Origin of the sequence: Leclercia sp. UBA2479 (assembly GCF_002341985.1) — a bacterium.
Lineage (GTDB): Bacteria > Pseudomonadota > Gammaproteobacteria > Enterobacterales > Enterobacteriaceae > Enterobacter > Enterobacter pneumoniae.
Map to the genome: position 1 here is coordinate 1 of NZ_DDPB01000004.1, position 19,656 is coordinate 19,656.

At 56.1% G+C, this 19,656-nt stretch carries 21 protein-coding genes and 1 tRNA gene; 6 read left to right on the forward strand and 16 right to left on the reverse strand.

What is annotated here, in order from left to right:
- Positions 1 to 187 precede the first annotated feature (187 nt).
- Together B3B59_RS03185 and B3B59_RS03190 are read right to left on the reverse strand one after the other, a co-directional pair.
- Positions 188 to 263 (reverse strand) — tRNA-Phe (locus B3B59_RS03185).
- 95 nt (positions 264 to 358) lie between these two features.
- Positions 359 to 1,069 carry a DUF554 domain-containing protein gene (locus B3B59_RS03190; protein ID WP_040074057.1) on the reverse strand — a complete coding sequence of 237 codons (711 nt, stop codon included), beginning with the start codon at positions 1,067 to 1,069 and terminating at the stop codon, positions 359 to 361.
- Between the two features lie 399 nt (positions 1,070 to 1,468).
- Here B3B59_RS03190 and B3B59_RS03195 point away from each other — a divergent pair, with 399 nt between their 5' ends.
- Complete coding sequence (locus tag B3B59_RS03195) at positions 1,469 to 3,604, forward strand: ornithine decarboxylase (protein ID WP_286808076.1); 2,136 nt, start codon at positions 1,469 to 1,471, stop codon at positions 3,602 to 3,604.
- Between the two features lie 36 nt (positions 3,605 to 3,640).
- On the opposite strand, the gene B3B59_RS03200 is transcribed toward B3B59_RS03195, so the two are convergent.
- The 4 genes from B3B59_RS03200 to mutY form a co-directional block, all read right to left on the reverse strand.
- The gene (locus B3B59_RS03200) at positions 3,641 to 4,900 is read right to left on the reverse strand and encodes a nucleoside permease (protein ID WP_046887158.1); all 1,260 of its coding nucleotides are present in this window, start codon (positions 4,898 to 4,900) and stop codon (positions 3,641 to 3,643) included.
- 241 nt (positions 4,901 to 5,141) lie between these two features.
- On the reverse strand, positions 5,142 to 6,221 hold the full coding sequence (mltC, locus tag B3B59_RS03205; RefSeq protein WP_286808220.1) for a membrane-bound lytic murein transglycosylase MltC: 1,080 nt from the start codon (positions 6,219 to 6,221) through the stop codon (positions 5,142 to 5,144).
- Between the two features lie 51 nt (positions 6,222 to 6,272).
- Positions 6,273 to 6,545 (reverse strand): oxidative damage protection protein, encoded by a 273-nt coding sequence (locus B3B59_RS03210; RefSeq protein ID WP_040074062.1) that lies wholly within the window; start codon positions 6,543 to 6,545, stop codon positions 6,273 to 6,275.
- Positions 6,546 to 6,571: 26 nt separating this feature from the next.
- Positions 6,572 to 7,624 carry an A/G-specific adenine glycosylase gene (gene mutY / locus B3B59_RS03215; protein ID WP_286808077.1) on the reverse strand — a complete coding sequence of 351 codons (1,053 nt, stop codon included), beginning with the start codon at positions 7,622 to 7,624 and terminating at the stop codon, positions 6,572 to 6,574.
- Between the two features lie 144 nt (positions 7,625 to 7,768).
- Between mutY and trmB the strand changes: the two genes are divergently transcribed.
- The 3 genes from trmB to B3B59_RS03230 are packed head-to-tail and all read left to right on the forward strand — an operon-like array spanning position 7,769 to position 9,586.
- The gene (trmB, locus tag B3B59_RS03220) at positions 7,769 to 8,488 is read left to right on the forward strand and encodes a tRNA (guanosine(46)-N7)-methyltransferase TrmB (protein ID WP_040074065.1); all 720 of its coding nucleotides are present in this window, start codon (positions 7,769 to 7,771) and stop codon (positions 8,486 to 8,488) included.
- Entirely contained in the window at positions 8,488 to 8,814 is a 327-nt protein-coding gene (locus B3B59_RS03225; protein ID WP_040074066.1) for a YggL family protein, read from the forward strand. The genes trmB and B3B59_RS03225 overlap by 1 nt, the downstream gene beginning before the upstream one ends.
- Positions 8,815 to 8,866: 52 nt before the next feature.
- Complete coding sequence (locus B3B59_RS03230; protein WP_040074067.1) at positions 8,867 to 9,586, forward strand: DUF2884 domain-containing protein; 720 nt, start codon at positions 8,867 to 8,869, stop codon at positions 9,584 to 9,586.
- A 207-nt stretch (positions 9,587 to 9,793) separates the two neighbouring features.
- Here B3B59_RS03230 and B3B59_RS03235 read toward each other — a convergent pair whose 3' ends face one another.
- From B3B59_RS03235 to B3B59_RS03260, 6 genes are all read right to left on the reverse strand, one after another.
- The gene (locus B3B59_RS03235; RefSeq protein WP_286808078.1) at positions 9,794 to 10,132 is read right to left on the reverse strand and encodes an endonuclease domain-containing protein; all 339 of its coding nucleotides are present in this window, start codon (positions 10,130 to 10,132) and stop codon (positions 9,794 to 9,796) included.
- A 63-nt stretch (positions 10,133 to 10,195) separates the two neighbouring features.
- Entirely contained in the window at positions 10,196 to 11,338 is a 1,143-nt protein-coding gene (hemW, locus tag B3B59_RS03240) for a radical SAM family heme chaperone HemW (RefSeq protein ID WP_212476524.1), read from the reverse strand.
- Entirely contained in the window at positions 11,331 to 11,924 is a 594-nt protein-coding gene (locus tag B3B59_RS03245; RefSeq protein ID WP_046887152.1) for an XTP/dITP diphosphatase, read from the reverse strand. Before B3B59_RS03245 ends, hemW begins: the two co-directional genes overlap by 8 nt.
- Before the next feature lie 3 nt (positions 11,925 to 11,927).
- Positions 11,928 to 12,224 (reverse strand): DUF167 family protein YggU, encoded by a 297-nt coding sequence (gene yggU, locus B3B59_RS03250; RefSeq protein WP_263616987.1) that lies wholly within the window; start codon positions 12,222 to 12,224, stop codon positions 11,928 to 11,930.
- Positions 12,221 to 12,787, reverse strand: a complete 567-nt coding sequence (locus B3B59_RS03255; protein WP_040074073.1) for a YggT family protein — start codon at positions 12,785 to 12,787, stop codon at positions 12,221 to 12,223. Before B3B59_RS03255 ends, yggU begins: the two co-directional genes overlap by 4 nt.
- Before the next feature lie 21 nt (positions 12,788 to 12,808).
- Complete coding sequence (locus B3B59_RS03260) at positions 12,809 to 13,510, reverse strand: YggS family pyridoxal phosphate-dependent enzyme (RefSeq protein WP_286808079.1); 702 nt, start codon at positions 13,508 to 13,510, stop codon at positions 12,809 to 12,811.
- 17 nt (positions 13,511 to 13,527) lie between these two features.
- Between B3B59_RS03260 and B3B59_RS03265 the strand changes: the two genes are divergently transcribed.
- Positions 13,528 to 14,508: a type IV pilus twitching motility protein PilT gene (locus B3B59_RS03265; RefSeq protein ID WP_286808080.1), complete on the forward strand. Its 981-nt coding sequence runs from the start codon at positions 13,528 to 13,530 to the stop codon at positions 14,506 to 14,508.
- Here B3B59_RS03265 and B3B59_RS03270 read toward each other — a convergent pair.
- The gene (locus B3B59_RS03270) at positions 14,505 to 16,763 is read right to left on the reverse strand and encodes an FAD-dependent oxidoreductase (RefSeq protein ID WP_286808081.1); all 2,259 of its coding nucleotides are present in this window, start codon (positions 16,761 to 16,763) and stop codon (positions 14,505 to 14,507) included. The genes B3B59_RS03265 and B3B59_RS03270 overlap by 4 nt on opposite strands.
- Before the next feature lie 65 nt (positions 16,764 to 16,828).
- On the opposite strand from B3B59_RS03270, the gene B3B59_RS03275 reads away from it, so the two are divergent.
- Positions 16,829 to 17,524 (forward strand): IclR family transcriptional regulator domain-containing protein, encoded by a 696-nt coding sequence (locus B3B59_RS03275; protein WP_046887146.1) that lies wholly within the window; start codon positions 16,829 to 16,831, stop codon positions 17,522 to 17,524.
- Between the two features lie 113 nt (positions 17,525 to 17,637).
- Here the strand turns inward: B3B59_RS03275 and ruvX are convergent, their stop codons facing one another.
- From ruvX to gshB, 3 genes are all read right to left on the reverse strand, one after another.
- Positions 17,638 to 18,054 carry a Holliday junction resolvase RuvX gene (gene ruvX, locus B3B59_RS03280; protein WP_040074081.1) on the reverse strand — a complete coding sequence of 139 codons (417 nt, stop codon included), beginning with the start codon at positions 18,052 to 18,054 and terminating at the stop codon, positions 17,638 to 17,640.
- Positions 18,054 to 18,614, reverse strand: coding sequence for a YqgE/AlgH family protein (locus tag B3B59_RS03285; RefSeq protein ID WP_040074082.1), 561 nt, complete (start codon positions 18,612 to 18,614; stop codon positions 18,054 to 18,056). Before B3B59_RS03285 ends, ruvX begins: the two co-directional genes overlap by 1 nt.
- Before the next feature lie 91 nt (positions 18,615 to 18,705).
- Positions 18,706 to 19,653, reverse strand: coding sequence for a glutathione synthase (gshB, locus tag B3B59_RS03290; RefSeq protein WP_040074083.1), 948 nt, complete (start codon positions 19,651 to 19,653; stop codon positions 18,706 to 18,708).
- Positions 19,654 to 19,656: the final 3 nt, after the last annotated feature.

Below are 19,656 nucleotides of genomic sequence, written 5' to 3' on the forward strand. Positions count from 1 at the left end.
CGCCATAGGCGGGTTCTTCTGAATAGTGGTGCCCGGACCCGGACTAACGCTGAAAGCGTTGAACAGCGCGCTTGTCGCGCTGGCCCCGAAGGGGTGAGCCGCCTGCGGCGAATAATCGAACGAAGTTCGATGGAGAGTCCGGCTCCAGAAAGCAAAAAACCCGCCATAGGCGGGTTCTTCTAAATAGTGGTGCCCGGACTCGGAATCGAACCAAGGACACGGGGATTTTCAATCCCCTGCTCTACCGACTGAGCTATCCGGGCAACGGGCCGCATTAAACCCGATCCGCCCATTCTCGTCAACGAAATTTGTTGTTTTCGCTACAGACTGCACACTCTCTCGCCAGATTGCTGCGGACTCAGGCAAAAAAGGCCGTCCACAGGGCCGAGAGCGGCATAGCGATGATCAACGCGGGAAGCATATTCACTACGGCGAACATCTTAATGCCGCAAATCCGCAACCCGGTTGCCAGCAGCAGCAGGCCGCCCACGGCAGTAAAATCGGCCATCATCGCCGGGGTGGTGAGCGGCAATATGAGTGTGGCACAGGTCGCCAAAGCAAGCTGAATCAGCAACATAGGCACGCTAATCGCCGCCACGGCGATACCCAGCGTGGTGGCAAAGATGGTGGCGGTGAAGAAATCGAGAAACGCCTTAGCGATAAGAATGCTCGGGTCGCCGGTCATCCCCTCCTGCATCGAGCCAAAAATACCGGTGCCGCTGGCGCAGAAGAGAATAATGATTGCCACATAGCTCTGAATAAATGAATCGTGCGCGCCGGCGGCGTTCTTGCCGCGCGAGATCAGATTTTTGGCTTTGCCGACAGCGCCATTAATACCTTTTTCCAGATAGCAAAATTCGCCGATCAACGCACCGAGCAGGGTCGCCAGTACCATCACCGGCAGGTTGGCGCACTTGATGACCAGCAGAATGCCGATACCCAGCGAGGCCAGACCAAAAATCGACGGCATGGAGGAGCGAATACGCTCAGGTAAACGCTGGCTTAAAACCGCGCCAAGCACGCCGCCCAGCAGCACGGCACTTGCATTGATAAAGGGGCCGATAACCAAAATGGACTCCTGTTAATTACTCATTGATATTGCATTATTATTACTCTTTTCAGAGAGTAATCGCCAATTCTTAGCCGCTTTTCTGCATAAGGATTCTTCCTTGCGCCCCCTGGCGAAAGGTGACATTATTGCGCGAATTTTCTCCTTCAGGATACGGGGCCGCCTATGAATATGTTGTATGTCGCTTTGCGAATGGCTGGCCGTATCTCCGCTTTCTCCTCTATCCTCACCATGCGGTGAGGGTATCGCACGCTCGCTGCAGGACAGCAGTAAAATCAGACATGTTCTGCTTTTACTGATGTCTGGCGGTCGGAGCTGAACTCCGGTCAGACACATTCGTTGGGCAGGGTTGTCACCCTGTCCGGGGCTTTTTCTCGCCTTTAACGGGTATTTGCGCTTATGAAAACAATGAAAATTGCCGTCAGCCGCGAGCTGGTTTCCGCCTTGTCCACGCACCGGGAAGTGGTGACGCTGGATAACACCGATTTTACGGATGTGGCGGCAGTCGTCATTACCCTCGCTGATAGTCACAGCGGTATCCTGGCCTTACTGAAACGCACGGGGTTCCAGCTACCTGTCTTTATGTTCTCGCAAGAGCCGCTGGATGTGCCTGCCGGGGTTGCCGCCGTCATCGCGGGTAAAGCGCAGGAGTGGCTGGAGCTCGAAAACGCCGCCTGCCACTACGAAGAGACGCTGCTGCCGCCGTTTTTCGATACCCTGACCCAGTACGTTGCCATGGAGAACAGCACCTTTGCCTGCCCTGGCCATCAGCACGGAGCCTTCTTTAAAAAGCACCCGGCCGGGCGTCAGTTCTTCGACTTTTTTGGCGAGAATCTCTTTCGCGCCGATATGTGCAACGCCGACGTCAAACTGGGCGATCTGCTGATCCACGAAGGCTCGGCCAAGCATGCGCAGAAATTTGCGGCAAAGGTCTTTAACGCCGACAAAACCTACTTCGTGCTGAACGGCACCTCTGCCGCTAACAAAGTGGTGACCAATGCGCTGCTCACCCGTGGCGATCTGGTGTTGTTTGACCGCAACAACCATAAATCAAACCATCATGGAGCGCTGATTCAGGCCGGTGCGACGCCGGTCTATCTGGAGGCGGCGCGAAACCCGTTTGGCTTTATCGGCGGGATTGATGAACACTGCTTTAACGATGACTATCTGCGTAAATTGATTCGCGAGGTGGCACCCGCGAAGGCGAACGATGCACGTCCGTTCCGCCTGGCGGTGATCCAGCTCGGCACCTACGATGGCACCATCTACAATGCTCGTCAGGTCATCGACAAAATTGGTCACCTCTGTGACTACATCCTGTTTGACTCGGCATGGGTCGGTTATGAGCAGTTTATCCCGATGATGGCTGACAGCTCACCGCTGTTACTGGAACTGAACGAGAACGATCCAGGTATTTTTGTCACCCAGTCGGTGCACAAACAGCAGGCCGGGTTCTCGCAAACCTCGCAAATTCACAAAAAAGATAACCACATTCGCGGCCAGGCACGCTTCTGCCCGCATAAGCGCCTGAATAATGCCTTTATGCTGCATGCCTCTACCAGCCCGTTCTACCCGCTGTTTGCCGCGCTGGATGTGAACGCCAAAATGCACGAAGGGGAGAGCGGACGCCGTCTCTGGGCTGAGTGCGTCGCGCTGGGTATTGAAGCGCGTAAAGCGATCATCGCTAACTGCAAAATGATACGTCCGTTTATTCCGCCGGAGGTAGGCGGACGACCCTGGCAGGACCATCCCACCCACGCGATTGCCAGTGAACTGCGCTTCTTTAGCTTTGAGCCGGGAGCGAAATGGCACGGCTTTGAGGGCTACGCCAGTGAGCAATACTTTGTCGATCCCTGCAAGCTACTGCTGACCACCCCCGGCATCGACGCGCAAACCGGGGCGTACACCGACTTCGGTATTCCGGCGACTATTCTGGCGCACTATCTGCGTGAAAACGGGATTGTGCCGGAGAAGTGCGATCTCAACTCAATCCTCTTCCTGCTCACCCCGGCGGAGAGCGCAGACAAGATGGCGCAGCTGGTGGCGATGCTCGGCCAGTTTGAACAGCACATTGAAGACGATACGCCGCTGGCGGACGTGCTGCCCACCATCTGGCAGAAGTATCCGGTGCGCTACCGCGACTACACCCTGCGTCAGCTATGCCAGGAGATGCACGATCTGTATGTCAGCTTTGATGTGAAAGATTTGCAAAAAGCGATGTTCAGACAGGAGAGCCTGCCGCCGGTGGCGATGAACCCGCAGGATGCTAACCAGGCGTTTATCCGCGGCGACGTGGAGCTGGTGCGTATTAGCGAAGCGGAAGGGCGTATCGCTGCTGAAGGGGCGTTGCCTTATCCACCGGGCGTGCTGTGCGTTGTCCCTGGCGAAGTGTGGGGCGGGGCGGTACAGCGTTACTTCCTGGCGCTGGAAGAGGGGGTTAATCTTCTGCCCGGCTTCTCGCCGGAGCTACAGGGGGTCTACAGCGAAAAGGATGCGGACGGGATTAAGCGGTTGTACGGCTATGTGCTGAAGTGATGCACAGCCCCTCTCCCGCAGGAGAGGGGCAACATCTTATGAGTGTGCGATAGGCTGAACGCCATCCGCAGTACGAACATGTTTGTATTTGAACAGGGCCATGAAGGCAAAGAACAGCACCACAGAGTAACCGGCGAAGATTAGCCATACCGGCTGCCAGTCGGTAATGCCGTTAGTGGTATACATCTCCACAACCTTACCGCTCACAATCCCGCCGAGAATACAGCCGAAGCCGTTGGTCATCATCAGGAACATCCCCTGCGCACTGGCGCGAATTTCCGGGCGAACCTCTTTCTCGACAAACACGGAACCCGAGATGTTGAAGAAGTCGAAGGCGCAGCCGTAGACAATCATCGACAGCACCAGCAGCACGGTGCCGAAGGCAGACGGGTCACCGTAAGCGAACAGACCAAAGCGCAGCATCCACGCGGCGATACTGATCAGCATCACGTTCTTGATGCCATAGCGGCTCAGGAAGAACGGGATAGTCAGGATAAACAGCGTCTCGGAGATCTGCGAAATCGACATCATTACCGACGCGTGTTCAACGATAAAGCTACCCGAGAAGAGCGGATCGTTATCAAAGCTGTGCAGGAACGTATTGCCGAACATGTTGGTGATTTGCAGTTCAGCGCCCAGCAGCATCGAGAAGATAAAGAAGATCGCCATGCGTTTGTTTTTGAACAGCGCAAACGCATCCAGACCGAGCATGCTGCTCCAGCTCTGGTTTTTCTGCTGGTTGGAAACCGGGATATGCGGCAGCGTCAGGGTGAACAGCACCAGCAGTACGGAGAGCGCCGCGCCGATATAGAGCTGCATATGGCTCAGTTCGAACCCAGAGAAGCTCACCGCCCACATCGCCATGATAAAGCCGATGGTGCCCCAGATACGGATTGGCGGGAAGTCGGTCACGATATCCATACCTGCCGTTTTCAGGCGATAGTAGGAGATCGAGTTGATCAGCCCAAGCGTTGGCATATAGGCCAGCGAGTTAAGCAGAATGACCGCAAACATCGCCCCAGGCGTGGTCACCCCGGCCGCCATAAATAGCGTTGCTGCGCCTACAAGGTGACAGAGTGCGTACAACCACTTCGCACTGATCCACTTATCCGCCACAATCCCCAGCAACGTCGGCATAAACACCGCCGCGATACCGAGCGAGCTGTATACCGCCCCGATGGATGCGCCATCAAATTTCAGCGTGACAAACATGTAGGAGCCGAGCGTGGTTAGCCAGCTCCCCCACAGGCAGAACTGCAGAAATGACAAAATTTTAAGCTGCAGCTTAAGGTTCATGTTGCTTTCCTCACAAGTGAGCGGGCTAATTGTTAGTGTGTAAACATTCAGGGGGGCTATTTGGTGCAATTCTATCAGTGGACGGCCTGATGTTTTGTTACCTCCCGCAAAAAAATGCAATCCTCATTAATTTGCAGTTTGGATTGTGATGCAAATAACATTTTCGTATGGCAGGAGGGCGTTGTGGCGTCCGCCTCACTCTGCCCCAGGGAGACGGGGCAGGGTGAGGGGAAAGTGTGGACTAACGACGACGATAGTTTTTCTGCGCCGTATTCACTTTGTAGAGATAGCGACGGGATTCACCGGACGGATGGCGGGTGGTCAGCGTCTGATAGACATCGCCTGGCGCCATGCTGTTGATGATATTCGCCGCCTGTATCTTATCGCTGGAGAAGACGCGCAGCACGCTGCCCGCACCGCCGTTGTAGGCGGTGATCACCGCATAACGACGCGACGTAGGGTTATCAATGCCGCTCAGGTAGACATTGTTCAGCATCGCCAGGTAGGCGGTGCCGGTATCAATGTTACTGGCAGGATCGAACAGATAGCTACGGCTCGGCGTACCCGATTTCCCCTGTGAACGGAACACGTCTTTCCCGGCGCTGTGCTGCACAACCTGCATCAGGCCCAGCGCGTCGGAACGGCTGACGGCATAAGGGTTAAACGAGGATTCAGTCTGCATAATCGCGAGGATCAGCGACTCATCGACGCCATACTTACGCGACGCCTGACGCACCATACCGATGTACTTATGGGCACGTTTATCGAGGTGGTTCGGTACCAGATTGATGGTGACGCTGTAGATGATTTTCAGGCCGTTGGTGCGGCTCTTCAGGCGCGTTTGTAACAGATAATCGGCGAAGTTCGAGGCGCGACCTTCCCAGCGAATCGGCTGGCCGGTCTGGTCCACTACCTGGCCGTACAGGAACGGCTCTTTAGAGATGGTGATGTCGTCGGCATCAGAGTAGAGATCGATAGTGCCCGGATCGTCACCCATCAACAAGGTTTTGATGATGGCCTGACGCAGGCGTGCCGCAGGTTCAGTGCCTGCAATGGTTTCAATCGTGATCGTACCGTCATCAAAGTTGATGTGGCTACGGGTCTGATACGCGTCGGTATATTTAACGTAATCTTTTGGTCCGGCAATCAGGACCTCGTTAAATCCCCAAATATTTTCAATGTTATGGGCAAACTGCCCCATCAGAATGTCAAAACCGTTAGTGTCTTTTATCCAGGCTTCGTTATAGCTATCGCCTTTATTTTTCGAGGAACAAGAAACAAGCAACGGCGCAACAAGGGCTAGCGCTAAAAATTTTTTCATCATTCCGGGAGTGCGTGTTGTGAGCAGTGAAAAGGGCCATCTGGCCCTTCATTATTTTTCCGGCGGCGTATAGCCTTCGATGTGAACATCCTTACCTTCGAACAGGAAGTTGATCATCTCCTGCTCCAGTAATTTACGATGTTCAGCGTTCATCATATTGAGCTTCTGCTCGTTGATGATCATGGTCTGCTTATGCTGCCACTGCGCCCAGGCTTCTTTGGAGATCTCGTTATAGATGCGCTTACCCAGCTCGCCTGGATAAAGCTGGAAGTCTTGACCCTCTGCGTCACGTTGCAGGAAGGTGCAAAAAATTGTTCTGGCCATAATCATTCCTCTTTGTCGCGCCGGGGCTATGCTATTGCCCCAACACGTAATTGCTGTAACAAGCGCTCTACAGGTGCCGCCAGTCCCACTGACGGTGGCTGCGCTAAGTTATACCAGAGACCGGTTCCCTCATCCATGCACGCGGTGAATGAGGACACAGGAAGCCACATTGGCACAATATCCAGGTGGAAATGGCTAAAGGTGTGGCGAAACGCGGTTAACTGCCGAAGATTATCGGCATTAATCTGCCGATCCGCCAGCCAGGCGCGCAGCCCGGCTTCGTCGGCAAACTGCGGGAAACAGAACAATCCACCCCAGAGCCCGCTCGGCGGACGCTGGGCCAGGAAGACGTTCTCATCATGCTGCAGCAGCAGAAAATAGCCGGTGCGCTCTGGCAGCGTTTGCTTAGGTTTTTTGCCGGGGTAGTTAGCCCATGAATGGTTGGCATAGGCTACGCAGAGGTTATTGACCGGGCAAAGCTCGCACTTTGGTCTGGAGCGGGTGCAGACCATCGCCCCTAAATCCATCATTGCCTGATTAAACTGCTCAACCCCTTTGGCCGGCGTCACCGCGTCGCTTAACGCCCATAGACGCTTTTCGACCTCTTTTTTTCCGGGCCAGCCGTCAACGGCGTAGCAGCGAGCGAGCACCCGCTTAACGTTTCCGTCCAGTATTGGAAAATGTTTGCCCAGCGACAGGGAGAGTACCGCCCCGGCGGTGGAACGCCCGACACCGGGCAGCGCCGCAACCTCGTCAAAGGTTTCCGGGAACTTACCCTTATGGAGCGTGGCAACCTGCTGAGCGGCTTTGTGCAGATTACGCGCCCGGGCGTAATAGCCAAGCCCGGTCCACAAATGCAGCACTTCATCAAGGGGGGCATTCGCCAGATCGGTTACCGTTGGGAAACGCGCCATAAAGCGCTCAAAATAGGGGATCACGGTGGCGACCTGCGTTTGTTGCAACATCACCTCAGAGAGCCATACTTTGTAGGGCGTTTTTTCAACTTGCCAGGGCAGGGTTTTACGCCCGTATTTGTCGTACCAGTCCAGCACCTGGGCTGAAAATTGAGAGGCTTGCATGGTCTTCGATTCGCGATATCAGGGGGGCGAATTGCAGCACAGCGGCAATCGGCTGTAAACCGGATCTTTCCCATGCTTGCATAGATGCCTTAACTTTGGATAATGCCCGTTTCCCGAACATACTCACAAGCAGACTACTCTTTTATGAAAAACGACGTCATTTCACCGGAATTTGATGAAAACGGCCGCCCGCTGCGCCGTATTCGCAGCTTCGTCCGCCGTCAGGGGCGCCTGACCAAAGGTCAGCAACATGCGCTGGACAACTACTGGCCGGTGATGGGCGTTGAGTTCAGCGAGCAGCCTGTCGATTTTGTCGAACTGTTTGGCCGCGACGCGCCCATCACCCTGGAAATTGGTTTTGGCATGGGCGCTTCGCTGGTCACGATGGCGAAAGCGCGCCCGGAACAAAATTTCCTCGGTATTGAAGTGCACTCCCCGGGCGTGGGCGCATGTCTGGCTACGGCCCATGAAGAGGGTGTCGAAAACCTGCGTGTGATGTGCCACGATGCGGTAGAAGTGCTGCACAAAATGATCCCTGACAACTCACTTAACATGGTTCAGCTCTTTTTCCCTGACCCATGGCACAAGGCGCGTCATAATAAACGTCGCATTGTGCAGGCACCCTTTGCTGAGTTAGTGAAGAGTAAGCTTAAACTGGGTGGCGTTTTCCATATGGCGACCGACTGGGAAGCCTATGCAGAACATATGCTGGAAGTCATGTCGGGTCTCGACGGGTATAAAAACCAGTCGCAAAGTAACGACTACGTGCCGCGTCCGGACTCCCGGCCGGTAACCAAATTTGAACAGCGTGGCCATCGTCTTGGTCACGGCGTATGGGACTTAATGTTCGAGAGGGTGAAATAATGGCAAAGAACCGTAGCCGTCGTCTGCGTAAGAAAATGCACATCGACGAATTCCAGGAAGTAGGTTTTTCCGTTGCATGGCGTTTTCCGGAAGGCACCAGCGTAGAACAGATCGATAAAGACGTTGATGCGTTTATCGAAGAGGTTATCGAACCTAACCAGCTGGCCTTTGATGGCAGTGGCTACCTGGCGTGGGAAGGTCTGATCTGCAAACAAGAGATCGGCCGTTGCACGGAAGAACATCAGGCTATCGTCCGTAAATGGTTAGAAGACCATAAATACGAAGAGGTACGCATCAGCGAACTTTTCGACGTCTGGTGGGACTAATTAAACATAAGGGGCCAGCATTTGCTGGCCCATTTTGTCTGAGGGAGTTTTTATGATGCGCAAAACGCTGCTGGCAGCGGCACTGATGGCAACCGCCTTAACGGCGCATGCTGAATATAAATGTGAAGTGACGCCGCGTGACGATGTAATCCTGAGCCCGCAAACCGTGCAGGTGAAAGGCGAGAACGGCAATCTGGTCATTACGCCGGATGGCAGCGTCATGTTTAATGGCAAACAAGCGAGCCTGAGCGCAGCCCAGCGTGAGCAGGCGAAAGATTATCAGGCCGATCTGCGCTCCGCGCTGCCGTGGATCGACGACGGCGCCCGTACCCGCGTAGAAAAGGGCCGCGTGGCACTGGACAAGATCATCGCCAAAGAGGTGGGGGAGAGCAGCAACATGCGTACCCGCCTGACCAAACTGGATGCCCAGTTGAAAGAGCAGATGAACCGCATCATTGAACGCCGTCCCGACGGCCTGACCTTCCACTACAAAGCTATCGACCAGGTGCGTGCCGACGGCCAGCAGCTGGTGAACCAGGCGATGGGCGGTATTTTGCAGGACAGCATCAACGAGATGGGTGCAAAAGCCGTGCTGAAAGGCGGCGGTAACCCGCTGCAGGGCGTGCTGGGTAGCCTGGGCGGATTACAGACTTCGATTCAGAACGAGTGGAAGAATCAGGAAGCAGATTTCCAGGCCTTCGGCAAAGATGTCTGTAAACGCGTGGTGTCGCTGGAAGAGAGCAGGAAGGCGCTGGTAGGGACGCTGAAGTAAGTTCAGTGCACGCTGGGGCCCTCACCCTAACCCTCTCCCCAGGGGAGAGGGAATGGTTTGCTCCCTCTCCCTTTCAGGGAGAGGGCCGGGGTGAGGGGAAGCCGCTTTTGCAATATTTCAAAGATGGCCTCTAACACAGCCTCTCTGTCGTTTCAGAATGCATGTTTGATCCCGGCCATAAAAGTTCCCTCTCCCTGTGGGAGAGGGTTAGGATGAGGGCAACAGGCATCGCAATCGTTGCAAAATAGCGACCAGCACCTCCTCTTCATTTACCCTGAACTCATTGTTCCAGAACCGTATCACTTCCCAGCCGTTAGCCTTTAAAAAAGCCGTTCTGCGTAAGTCATACGCTTCTTCATCCTGATGCTGCCCGCCATCTAGCTCAATAATCAGCTTGGCTTTAAAACAGGCAAAATCCACGATGTATGCACCAATCGGCATCTGGCGGCGAAACTTATAGCCAAAGAAGCGGCGACCTCGCAGTAAATACCAGAGGCGTAATTCTTCGGGTGTCATTTCCTTGCGGAGTTGTTTTAATTTATCCATCCCCACACTCTGCCAGCCTTTTCTTCAGCTGGCAGAACGGGATGCAAAATCCGGAAGCCGTCTTCAGGAATCTTCGGCGAGGAACAGCTCGAGAAGGGAGTTTAAGAACAGTTTGCCGTGCTCGGTGATCTGCCAGTATTCATCACATTCGGTGAGATACCCTTGCGCCAGCGCCTCGTCGATCTGCGGGCGGATCACCGACTCCGCCAACCCGGTATAGCGCGAGAACTCCGCGCGCGGTGCGGCTTCCAGCAGACGGAAACGGTTCATAAAGAACTCAAACGGCTTATCCGCCGCCTCGACGTCGTGCTGACGCTCCAGATAGCGGCCTTCCATATACCCGCGCGGATGGCGCGTTTTAGCAGTACGCAGGATGCGGCCATCCGGGAAGGTCACTTTGCCGTGTGCGCCGCAGCCTATACCCAGATAATCGCCAAAGCGCCAGTAGTTAAGGTTGTGCTGGCACTGGTAGCCCGGCTTCGCATAGGCGGAGGTTTCGTACTGCTGATAGCCCGCAGCGGTCAACAGCTGATGGCCTTGCTCGAAGATATCCCACAGCGCGTCGTCATCCGGCAGTACCGGCGGGCGAGAGCCAAACAGCGTGTTTGGCTCAATGGTCAGCTGATACCAGGAGAGATGCGGGGGATTAAGTTCGATCGCCTGACGCAGGTCGTCCAGCGCTTCGTCGAGCGACTGGTCCGGCAGGCCGTGCATCAAATCAAGGTTAAAACTGCGAAGGCCAAGCCCCGTTGCCAGATGCGCGGCGCGCTTTGCCTCGTCCGGGCCGTGAATACGCCCCAGGCGCTTTAATTTCGGCTCGCTAAAGCTCTGCACGCCGATGGAGATACGGTTCACCCCTGCGCGCTGATACTCGACAAAACGGTCGGCCTCCACGGTGCCGGGGTTGGCTTCCATCGTAATTTCAGCATCCGCTGCCAGGTTCAGGCGCGCACGCACGCCATCCAGCAGCGTTTGCATCGCCGGGCCTGAAAGCAGGCTCGGCGTACCGCCACCAATAAAAATGGTCTTAACTTCACGTCCCTGTGCGTAAGGTACATCGGCGTCCAGGTCGGCCAGCAGATGCGCAACGTAATCATCGTGCGGCACTTCGCCCTTCAGCGCGTGCGAGTTGAAATCGCAGTACGGACATTTCTGCACGCACCACGGGATGTGAATATAAAGACTCAAAGGTGGCAAATTAGCCATTACGTAATGCTTCCAGTAACTGTTTCAGGGCGCGTCCACGGTGGGAAATCGCGCTTTTCTCTTCGCGGGTCAGTTCCGCAGCGGTTTTGCCCTCAGACGGGACAAAGAAAATCGGGTCGTAGCCAAAGCCGCCGTTGCCAGCCGCCTCACGGGTAATTACGCCCGGCCAGCTGCCGTGACAGACAACAGGCGTGGGGTCTTCAGCATGGCGCAGATAAACCAGCACGCAGTGGAACTGCGCGGTGCGCTGGTCGTCAGGCACATCCTTCAGGGCAACAAGCAGCTTTTCCAGGTTTTGCTGGTCGGTGGCATCTTCACCAGAGTAGCGCGCGGAGTAGATCCCCGGCGCACCGCCAAGATAATCGACGGCCAGACCGGAGTCGTCAGCAATGGCCGGCAGGCCGGTAATCTGAGCGGCATGGCGCGCTTTCAGAATGGCGTTTTCGATAAAGGTCAGGCCTGTCTCCTCGGCGGAATCCACGCCAAGCTCGGTCTGAGCGACCACGTCCAGCCCAAAATCATTTAAAAGCGAGGCCAGCTCGCGCACTTTACCGGCATTACCGGTAGCGAGAACAACTTTCTGCATGGTTTAGTCCTGTTCTGTCAGCGCCGCGACTTCCGTCGGGATATTTTGCGGGTTGAGGATTTTTACCTGTTTATGCCGCCCCAGTTCACCTTTTTCAATGATGACCTGGCTTTTGGCGACGCGAAACTGTTTAGCCAGATATTTGGTCAGATGCGCATTGGCCTGGCCATCAACCGGCGGGGCGGTGATGGCGACTTTTATCTCGTCGCCATGCAGCCCAACAATGCTGTCGCGGCTGGCTTTCGGCTGAATATACAGCCGTAAAACCAGCCCGTCAGCGCAGGTGCTTACGGCACTCATAGCGCCATCCACAGCCCCGGCAGCAGCATGTTGCCCGTCGCCTGTAACAGCTCGGCGATCCCCATGTTGGCCACGTACAGCAGCAGTACAAGGATCATCGGGGAAAAGTCGATCCCGCCCATCGACGGCAGCAGGTTACGGATCGGGCGAAGTAAAGGGTCTGCCAGTTGGATGAGGGCAAACTCTACCGGGCTACGGCCCTGGCTTACCCAGCTCATGATCGCCATCAGCAGCAATACCCAGAAGATGAGCAGGCCGATGGTCTTCAACAGGATCAGTACGGCGGCAATCCAGATGATAGGCTGGAAGCTGACCACCATAAACAGCACGATGGCTTTGATAAAGCAGAGCACCAGTGCCACTAGCAGCGATGCGCTATCAATCGGCCCCATCGGAGGGATAATACGGCGTAGCGGCCCAATGATCGGCTGGGTGATTTTAACGACAAATTGTGAAAAGGGGTTGTAGAAATCACAACGCGCCCACTGCATCCATACGCGCAGCAAAAGCACCATCGTATAGAGTTCAATGACCGTCGAGAGCAGGAAAGTCAACGTCTTCATGGCGTTCCTCAGGTTTCCTTATTATTGGGTGTAGTCGCGCGCACCGAAAATGGCTGTGCCGATGCGCACCATGGTACTGCCTGCCGCAATGGCGGCGTCCATATCGTCCGTCATGCCCAGTGAAAGCGTGTCGACGGTTGGGTAGCCCGCTTTGAGCGCCTCAAATGCTACAGCCATTTGCTGTGCCACGGCAAATTGCCTGTCGTAATCCGCTTCCGGCGCCGGGATCGCCATCAATCCACGCAGCTGGAGTCCGGGCAACTGCGCCACGGCCTCTGCCAGTGCATCGAGTTCTGAAAGCGCGATTCCTGACTTGCTATTCTCATCACTAATATTGATTTGAATCAGCACGTTAAGTGGAGGCATTTCGGCTGGACGCTGCTCGCTAAGCCGCGTGGCTATGCGCAGACGATCGACCGTATGGCACCAGTCGAAATGTTCGGCGACAAGGCGGCTTTTGTTCGACTGCAACGGCCCAATAAAGTGCCATTGCAGATCGCTTCTGCCCACGTCATGGAAATGGCGGATTTTTTCTACCCCTTCCTGAACATAGTTTTCGCCGAATGCGCGTTGGCCTGCGTCAATCGCTTCTGCGATGGCGCTCGCAGGTTTGGTTTTGCTGACTGCAAGCAACGTAACTTCTTCTGAAACACGGCCGCAACGCGTTGCTGCGGCTGAGATTTTATCCCGGACCTGTGCCAGGTTATGCGCAATGTCGTTCATTTTCCGAGGAGATTCGTGTGGATATGGAAGAAATTGTGGCCCTTAGTGTAAAGCATAATGTCTCGGATCTACACCTGTGTAGTAATGCGCCACCGCGCTGGCGACGCCGTGGAAAGATTGAGCCAGCCCCTTTTCCCCCGCCGGATGTCGCCGCGCTGCTGAATGGCTGGCTCAGCGAAGAGCTGCAGGGCGAGTGGATTGCCCGCGGGCAGGTCGATTTTGCCATCACGGTAGGGGAGGCGCATCGCCTGCGCGCCAGTGCCTTTGCCCACACGCAGGGCTGCTCCCTTGCGCTGAGGCTGCTGCCGCAGTGTTGTCCGCAGCTACGCGCGCTGGGTACGCCGCGTTCGATGCCGGAGCTGCTGGCGAACGATAACGGCCTGATACTGGTGACCGGGGCAACGGGTAGCGGAAAATCGACCACGCTGGCCGCCATGGTCGATTATCTTAACTGCCACAGCGACGGGCACATTCTGACGCTGGAAGATCCGGTAGAATTTATCCACCAGAGCAAGCGCTGTCTGGTGCAGCAGCGCGAAATAGGCTTACACAGCCGCACCTTCGCCGAGGCATTACGTGGCGCATTGCGTGAAGATCCCGATGTGATTTTGCTGGGGGAATTACGCGACAGCGAAACCATTCGTCTGGCGCTCACCGCCGCCGAGACCGGGCATCTGGTATTGGCGACGCTCCATACGCGCGGCGCATCGCAGGCCATTGAACGGCTGGTCGATACCTTTCCCGCGCAGGAAAAAGATCCGGTGCGTAACCAGCTGGCAGGCAGTTTGCGTGCGGTACTGGCGCAAAAGCTGGTTAACGATAACCAGGGCGGGCGAGTGGCGCTGTATGAGCTGTTGGTCAATACCCCCGCGGCGGCGAACCTGATCCGCGAGGGCAAAACGTACCAGTTGCCCGGCGTGATTCAGACCGGGCAGCAGATGGGGATGCAGAACTTCGACCAGAGCCTGGCCGAGCGCCGCGCCCAGGGCCGGGTTTAACGGACGTTCAGGGAGTAGACCGCCGGAAGTGCGCCTGCGGTGGCAAGGATCTCCAGTTTGATCTCTTGCACCCTGAGCGGGTGCGCAAAACGGTGCTCACAGACGGAGTGATGATTATCTGTTACTTCAGCGAGCAGGACGTTATCTCCCCACAGGCGATAATGGGTAATGCAGTGCGGCGTAATGGCCCGGTGATGGCCCATCTGCACGCTCTCCATTGCGTTGTCAAAATCGTTATCCTGCACCAGCGTCAGGTGGGTAATCTCCTGCGGATTGGGCCATCGCCATACCGCCTGCGGTGCAGGGTCATCAGCCGCGGGAGACCAGGCGTTGGCTTGCTGTTCCGGGCGCAGGCGGCCATTCAGCAGGTTTTGCCTGCTGTAGCACTCCAACGGCGTATCCAGACGGATGGCCGGGAAGATCTGTTGCGGATGACGGCGCGGCAGCCAGAAGTCAAACTCATCCACGCCATAATCGCCATCCGCCACCTGGCGAGTATGTTTCGCTACCCGGGCGTTCAGACTATTAAAGACGGTCATCAGGCCAGGCAAATGCGTATCCGTCAGCGCTATCTCCACCTCTTCGCTGGCGTTGAAGGCGACAAAAACGTACTGATCCCGATCACTCTGCCAGTCGAAGTTGCAGGTGTAATCGCCCTCTTGTCCGACATCCAGCGTCACCCCGGCGTAGCTACATTCTGGCGTAAAATTACCGCTCTTTTCGCTCCCCAGCAGGGTAACGGTGAGCGACTGCGGTCTGCGGGCGCGCAGCGTAAAGGTCATGGCAGGCAAGGTGTCTCCACGGCGAACGGGCAACAGTATTGCCATGCGCGCCGACAGGGAGTGCCACTGACCATTTGGCGCCAGCGCGCGGAGGAGATACTCGCTGCTGGTGGTGACAGTGGCGCCTTTTGCCGGGTCTTCCAGCCACTGGCGCGGGATGTAACAGCCTGTCGTCTGCAACCGCTGCTGCAGTTCACCAATGCGGCCCGGCTGCGCAAGCGCCTGCGGCGTCAGTTGATGACGATGACAGATCGCCGCTGCGCGGCCCACCACCTCCCCAAGCAGGCCGCAGGTGCACATCACCCTTGCGCTGCCAAAGGCAACATGCGACGCAGAGATCAACCTGCCGGTCAAAAACAGGTTGTCCAGAGAGCGGCTGTAGAGCGAGCGAAAGGGAATGGTGTACGTCCCTTTACTGTGGAACTGTCGGCAACCATCGTGTGTACTGTACACCCCGTCCGCAGGGTGCAGGTCGATAGACCAGCCGCCATACGCCACCGCGTCGTAATGGTCGCGCTGTTCAATAATGTCCTGCTGGCAGAGCAGATGATCGCCCATAAATCGGCGGCTCTCGCGCTTGCCGGGGATCGCGCCCACCCACTCGATAGTCAGGTTGTCCGCATCGGGGAATTCGCCCGAATTTTTAATATAGTTCCAGACCCCCCAGACGATTTTCCACAGCTCCCATTTGATGGTCTCGCTCTCATGAACGGTGTCGAGGCGGCCTCCCCACTCAAGCCACCACAGATCGCAGCCGTTGAGGGTCGAGGTCAGTCGCTTATAACGAGGGATGGCGGTGATGTCGTCAAGCGCAAAGGAGGGGGGGACAAAATTTACCGGCTCAGCGGTGCGCTTAGTGTAAAAATAGATCGAGTGCCCGAGCTTGTGTCCAAAATGCTCCCCTGGGGCCATTTTCTCCCCCAGTTCATCGGGCGACTCGGCCCCTTCGCGATACTCAGCACCCGCCAGAAAGCCCAGGACGCCATCCCCGGTGGCATCGCAAAACTGGCTTGCCGTTACGGTATAAAAGGTTTCATTAATGGCATTGAAGGCTTTGACGGCGGTCAGGCGAGCCTGCTCTTGAGTGATCTCATATACGGCGGTATTAAGCAGCAGGGTCAGACCCGGCTGACTTTTAGCGAGATCGAGCAGCACCAGGTCAAACATCACCGGGTTCCCCTCTTTGTTTCGCCAGAGGTTCTCCTCCATGATCTCACCCATGATGCCGCCTTCACGCGCCCAGCGATTATTGTTGCCCATGTGCGAGGTGGCGCCGTTTGCCCACAGGCGTACTTCGCTGGAGGCGTTGCCCCCTAATACGGGGCGGTCCTGAATGAGTACGACCCTGAGCCCCTCCCGGGCTGCCGCCAGGGCCGCGCACAGCCCGGCCAGGCCACCACCTGCCACCAGCAGGTCAGCTTCCAGAGAGGTGCCAGGAAAGGTTCTGGCCTCGCGTTGGGGATAGATATTCATTACCTTGTATCCTTCTGAACTGGCGGTAGAATCGACTCACTTTTCGACACAAAATGAACGTGGCTATGTCATCACAACCGAACCAAAGCCTTATTGAGGGCATTCGCTGTCTGCAGTATCTGGTCTCCAGTGGTCGTGCTATTGGCTGCCGGGAACTGGCGCGTCTGATGGGCATTAACACCACCCGCGTTAACCGTCTGCTGATGACCATGGCTTCTATTGGCCTCACCATGCAGGATGAACAGCGTCGCTATCTGCCGGGACCTGGGATCCACGCACTGGCGGCGCAGGCGATACGTGGCTCAGAGCTCTTCTCCCGCGCGCTACCGGCGCTGGAACGCCATGCCCCGCGCGATATCGTGGTGGCGTTGGGAGTATTGTGGGAAGACCAGGTCATCTATATCTGGCACTCCGTTCCCGGCAGTCAGGCGACGCAGGCGCTGGCCGGCTTTCATATGCTCCCTGCCTGGCGTTCGGTCATCGGCATGTCACTGCTGGCTGCCGAGAGCGACGAGGCCTTGATGGCGCGTTTTACCCCGGAACAGTGGCAGAACCTGGCACCGCATGTGGCTCAGCAACGCGAACAGGGGCAGGTTGTGTGGCACCATGACGATGGCGAAGTCTCCATGGCCCGGCCCGTCGGCGAACATCAGGCTGCACTGGCCTTTGCCGGGATGTGGAACCCTGATGAACAGACCATTCAGACTCGCCTCGAACAACTGGATACGCTTAACCAGCAGTTGCTGCAAAAATCACCTTAATGTTTCTTTTATAGAAACATTAATCAGAAAGCAAAAAAGGGCCGGCTGAAGTGTGATGGCGATCGAGTTATTGCGCGCATTTGCCCGGCATGCCGGGCATCAGAGGAGAGGGGTCAGAAACCCTGTTCGAAGTAGCTTTCGAGAATAATTACCGCAGAGGCTGAATCCACGCTGCCTTTATTCAGCGCGCGGAATCCACCCTGTTCAAAGAGGCCGGAGCGGGCTTCCACCGTGCTCAGCCGCTCATCATGCAGTTTCACCGCCACGCCAAACCGGCCATGGATTTTATTGGCAAACTTACGCGCCCGGGCAGTAAGCGGTTGTTCAGTCCCGTCCATATTCAGCGGCAGGCCCACAATGACCTCATCGGGTTGCCACTCTTTTAGCAACCGCTCAATGAGGCTCCAGTCGGGCGTACCGTCCTGCGCTTTAAGAGCCGTCAGCGGGCGCGCCGTGCCGGTAATGCGTTGGCCAATGGCTACGCCGATACTTTTGGTGCCAAAATCAAACGCCAGCAGGGTACCGCTCATCAGGCATGCCCCGCGACGCCAGGCATGGTCTGGATATCAATGCCAATCAGCTTCGCAGCATCACGCCAGCGATCGGCGATAGGGGTTTTGAAGAGGATGTTCAGATCCGCCGGCGCCGTAAGCCATGCGTTATCCAGAATCTCCTGTTCCAGCTGGCCCTTTTCCCAGGACGCATAGCCGAGCGCAACCAGCACATCGGCTGGCTGATTCAGGGTACCCAGCGTCTCGAGAACATCGCGGGAGGTGGTGATGACGGTGTTGTCAGAGATGCGAATGCTGGAAGAGAAGCCCGGCGGGGTATGCAGGATGAATCCGCGATCTTCTGCCAGCGGCCCCCCCAGCATCACCGGTTTGTCGAGGCGGATTTCCGGCACGCGCTCATCCTGGGCAATTTTCAGCTTATCCAGAATGCCTTCAACATTAAGATTTTCCAGCGGTTTATTGATGATGATCCCCATTGCGCCGTCATCACTGTATTCGCAGATATAGACTACGGAACGACGGAAAATCGGATCCTGGAGAGCAGGCATGGCAATAAGAAAGTGATGCTGTAAATTCATTGTCAGAGGTTCTGTTTCCTGGTTTAAAAAGCGACAGCGCCCAGTATGCGTACAAAGAGGGGCGCTGTCACTAACAGTATTTCGAACGAAATTATCCCTTCAGACGCGTTTCAATCGCATCCATCAGCATGCCGGTAATAGAAACCGGGAACGCCGCTTCAATTTCGCGAATACAGGTTGGGCTGGTTACATTCACTTCCGTCAGACGATCGCCAATAATGTCGAGACCCACAAATATCAACCCTTTAGCTTTCAGCAGCGGGCCGACGCGACGGGCAATTTCCCAGTCGCTTTCGCTCAGCGGACGGGGCTCACCGCGACCACCTGCCGCCAGATTACCGCGAGTTTCGCCACCCTGCGGAATACGCGCCAGGCAGTAAGGAACCGGTTCGCCATCAACAACCAGCACGCGCTTATCACCGTCCACAATGGCGGGCAGATAGTTCTGCGCCATACAGTAACGGGTGCCCAGTTCGGTCAGGGTTTCGGCAATCACGCCGATGTTCGGGTCGCCCTCTTTGACGCGGAAAATAGACGCACCGCCCATCCCGTCCAGAGGTTTCATGATGATGTCGCCGTGTTTCTGCCAGAAGGCTTTCAGCTGTGCTTTGTTACGGGTCACCAGGGTTTCTGGCGTCAGGTCTGAGAACCAGGCGGTGTAGAGCTTCTCATTACAGTCGCGCAGGCTCTGAGGCTTGTTGACGATCAACGTCCCTTTCTCTTCAGCACGCTCAAGAATATAGGTGCAGTAGATAAATTCAGTATCGAATGGCGGATCTTTACGCATCAGGATCACGTCGAGTTCGGCCAGAGGCAGATCCTGCTCGGAGCCAAATTCGTACCATTTATCGTAGTTCTGCTCGACGTTAACAATGCGGGTGCGCGCACGGGCTTCGCCGTTAATCAGATAAAGATCGCTCATCTCCATATAGTGGAGCTGGTAGCCGCGACGCTGCGCTTCCAGCAGCATGGCAAAGCTGGAGTCTTTCTTGATGTTGATGCTGGTGATGGGATCCATCACGATGCCGAGCTTGATCATTCT

What these genes read in the sequence shown, in the direction of transcription:
- B3B59_RS03210 (WP_040074062.1), bottom strand. Translation starts at nt 6,545, where the DNA reads ATGGCCAGAACAATTTTTTGCACCTTCCTGCAACGTGACGCAGAGGGT.
- B3B59_RS03275 (WP_046887146.1), top strand. Translation starts at nt 16,829, where the DNA reads ATGTCATCACAACCGAACCAAAGCCTTATTGAGGGCATTCGCTGTCTG.
- B3B59_RS03285 (WP_040074082.1), bottom strand. Translation starts at nt 18,614, where the DNA reads ATGAATTTACAGCATCACTTTCTTATTGCCATGCCTGCTCTCCAGGAT.
- B3B59_RS03235 (WP_286808078.1), bottom strand. Translation starts at nt 10,132, where the DNA reads ATGGATAAATTAAAACAACTCCGCAAGGAAATGACACCCGAAGAATTA.
- B3B59_RS03255 (WP_040074073.1), bottom strand. Translation starts at nt 12,787, where the DNA reads ATGAAGACGTTGACTTTCCTGCTCTCGACGGTCATTGAACTCTATACG.
- B3B59_RS03260 (WP_286808079.1), bottom strand. Translation starts at nt 13,510, where the DNA reads ATGAACGACATTGCGCATAACCTGGCACAGGTCCGGGATAAAATCTCA.
- B3B59_RS03200 (WP_046887158.1), bottom strand. Translation starts at nt 4,900, where the DNA reads ATGAACCTTAAGCTGCAGCTTAAAATTTTGTCATTTCTGCAGTTCTGC.
- mutY (WP_286808077.1), bottom strand. Translation starts at nt 7,624, where the DNA reads ATGCAAGCCTCTCAATTTTCAGCCCAGGTGCTGGACTGGTACGACAAA.
- B3B59_RS03245 (WP_046887152.1), bottom strand. Translation starts at nt 11,924, where the DNA reads ATGCAGAAAGTTGTTCTCGCTACCGGTAATGCCGGTAAAGTGCGCGAG.
- B3B59_RS03230 (WP_040074067.1), top strand. Translation starts at nt 8,867, where the DNA reads ATGATGCGCAAAACGCTGCTGGCAGCGGCACTGATGGCAACCGCCTTA.
- B3B59_RS03225 (WP_040074066.1), top strand. Translation starts at nt 8,488, where the DNA reads ATGGCAAAGAACCGTAGCCGTCGTCTGCGTAAGAAAATGCACATCGAC.
- B3B59_RS03195 (WP_286808076.1), top strand. Translation starts at nt 1,469, where the DNA reads ATGAAAACAATGAAAATTGCCGTCAGCCGCGAGCTGGTTTCCGCCTTG.
- mltC (WP_286808220.1), bottom strand. Translation starts at nt 6,221, where the DNA reads ATGAAAAAATTTTTAGCGCTAGCCCTTGTTGCGCCGTTGCTTGTTTCT.
- B3B59_RS03270 (WP_286808081.1), bottom strand. Translation starts at nt 16,763, where the DNA reads ATGAATATCTATCCCCAACGCGAGGCCAGAACCTTTCCTGGCACCTCT.
- yggU (WP_263616987.1), bottom strand. Translation starts at nt 12,224, where the DNA reads ATGAGTGCCGTAAGCACCTGCGCTGACGGGCTGGTTTTACGGCTGTAT.
- ruvX (WP_040074081.1), bottom strand. Translation starts at nt 18,054, where the DNA reads ATGAGCGGTACCCTGCTGGCGTTTGATTTTGGCACCAAAAGTATCGGC.
- gshB (WP_040074083.1), bottom strand. Translation starts at nt 19,653, where the DNA reads ATGATCAAGCTCGGCATCGTGATGGATCCCATCACCAGCATCAACATC.
- trmB (WP_040074065.1), top strand. Translation starts at nt 7,769, where the DNA reads ATGAAAAACGACGTCATTTCACCGGAATTTGATGAAAACGGCCGCCCG.
- hemW (WP_212476524.1), bottom strand. Translation starts at nt 11,338, where the DNA reads ATGGCTAATTTGCCACCTTTGAGTCTTTATATTCACATCCCGTGGTGC.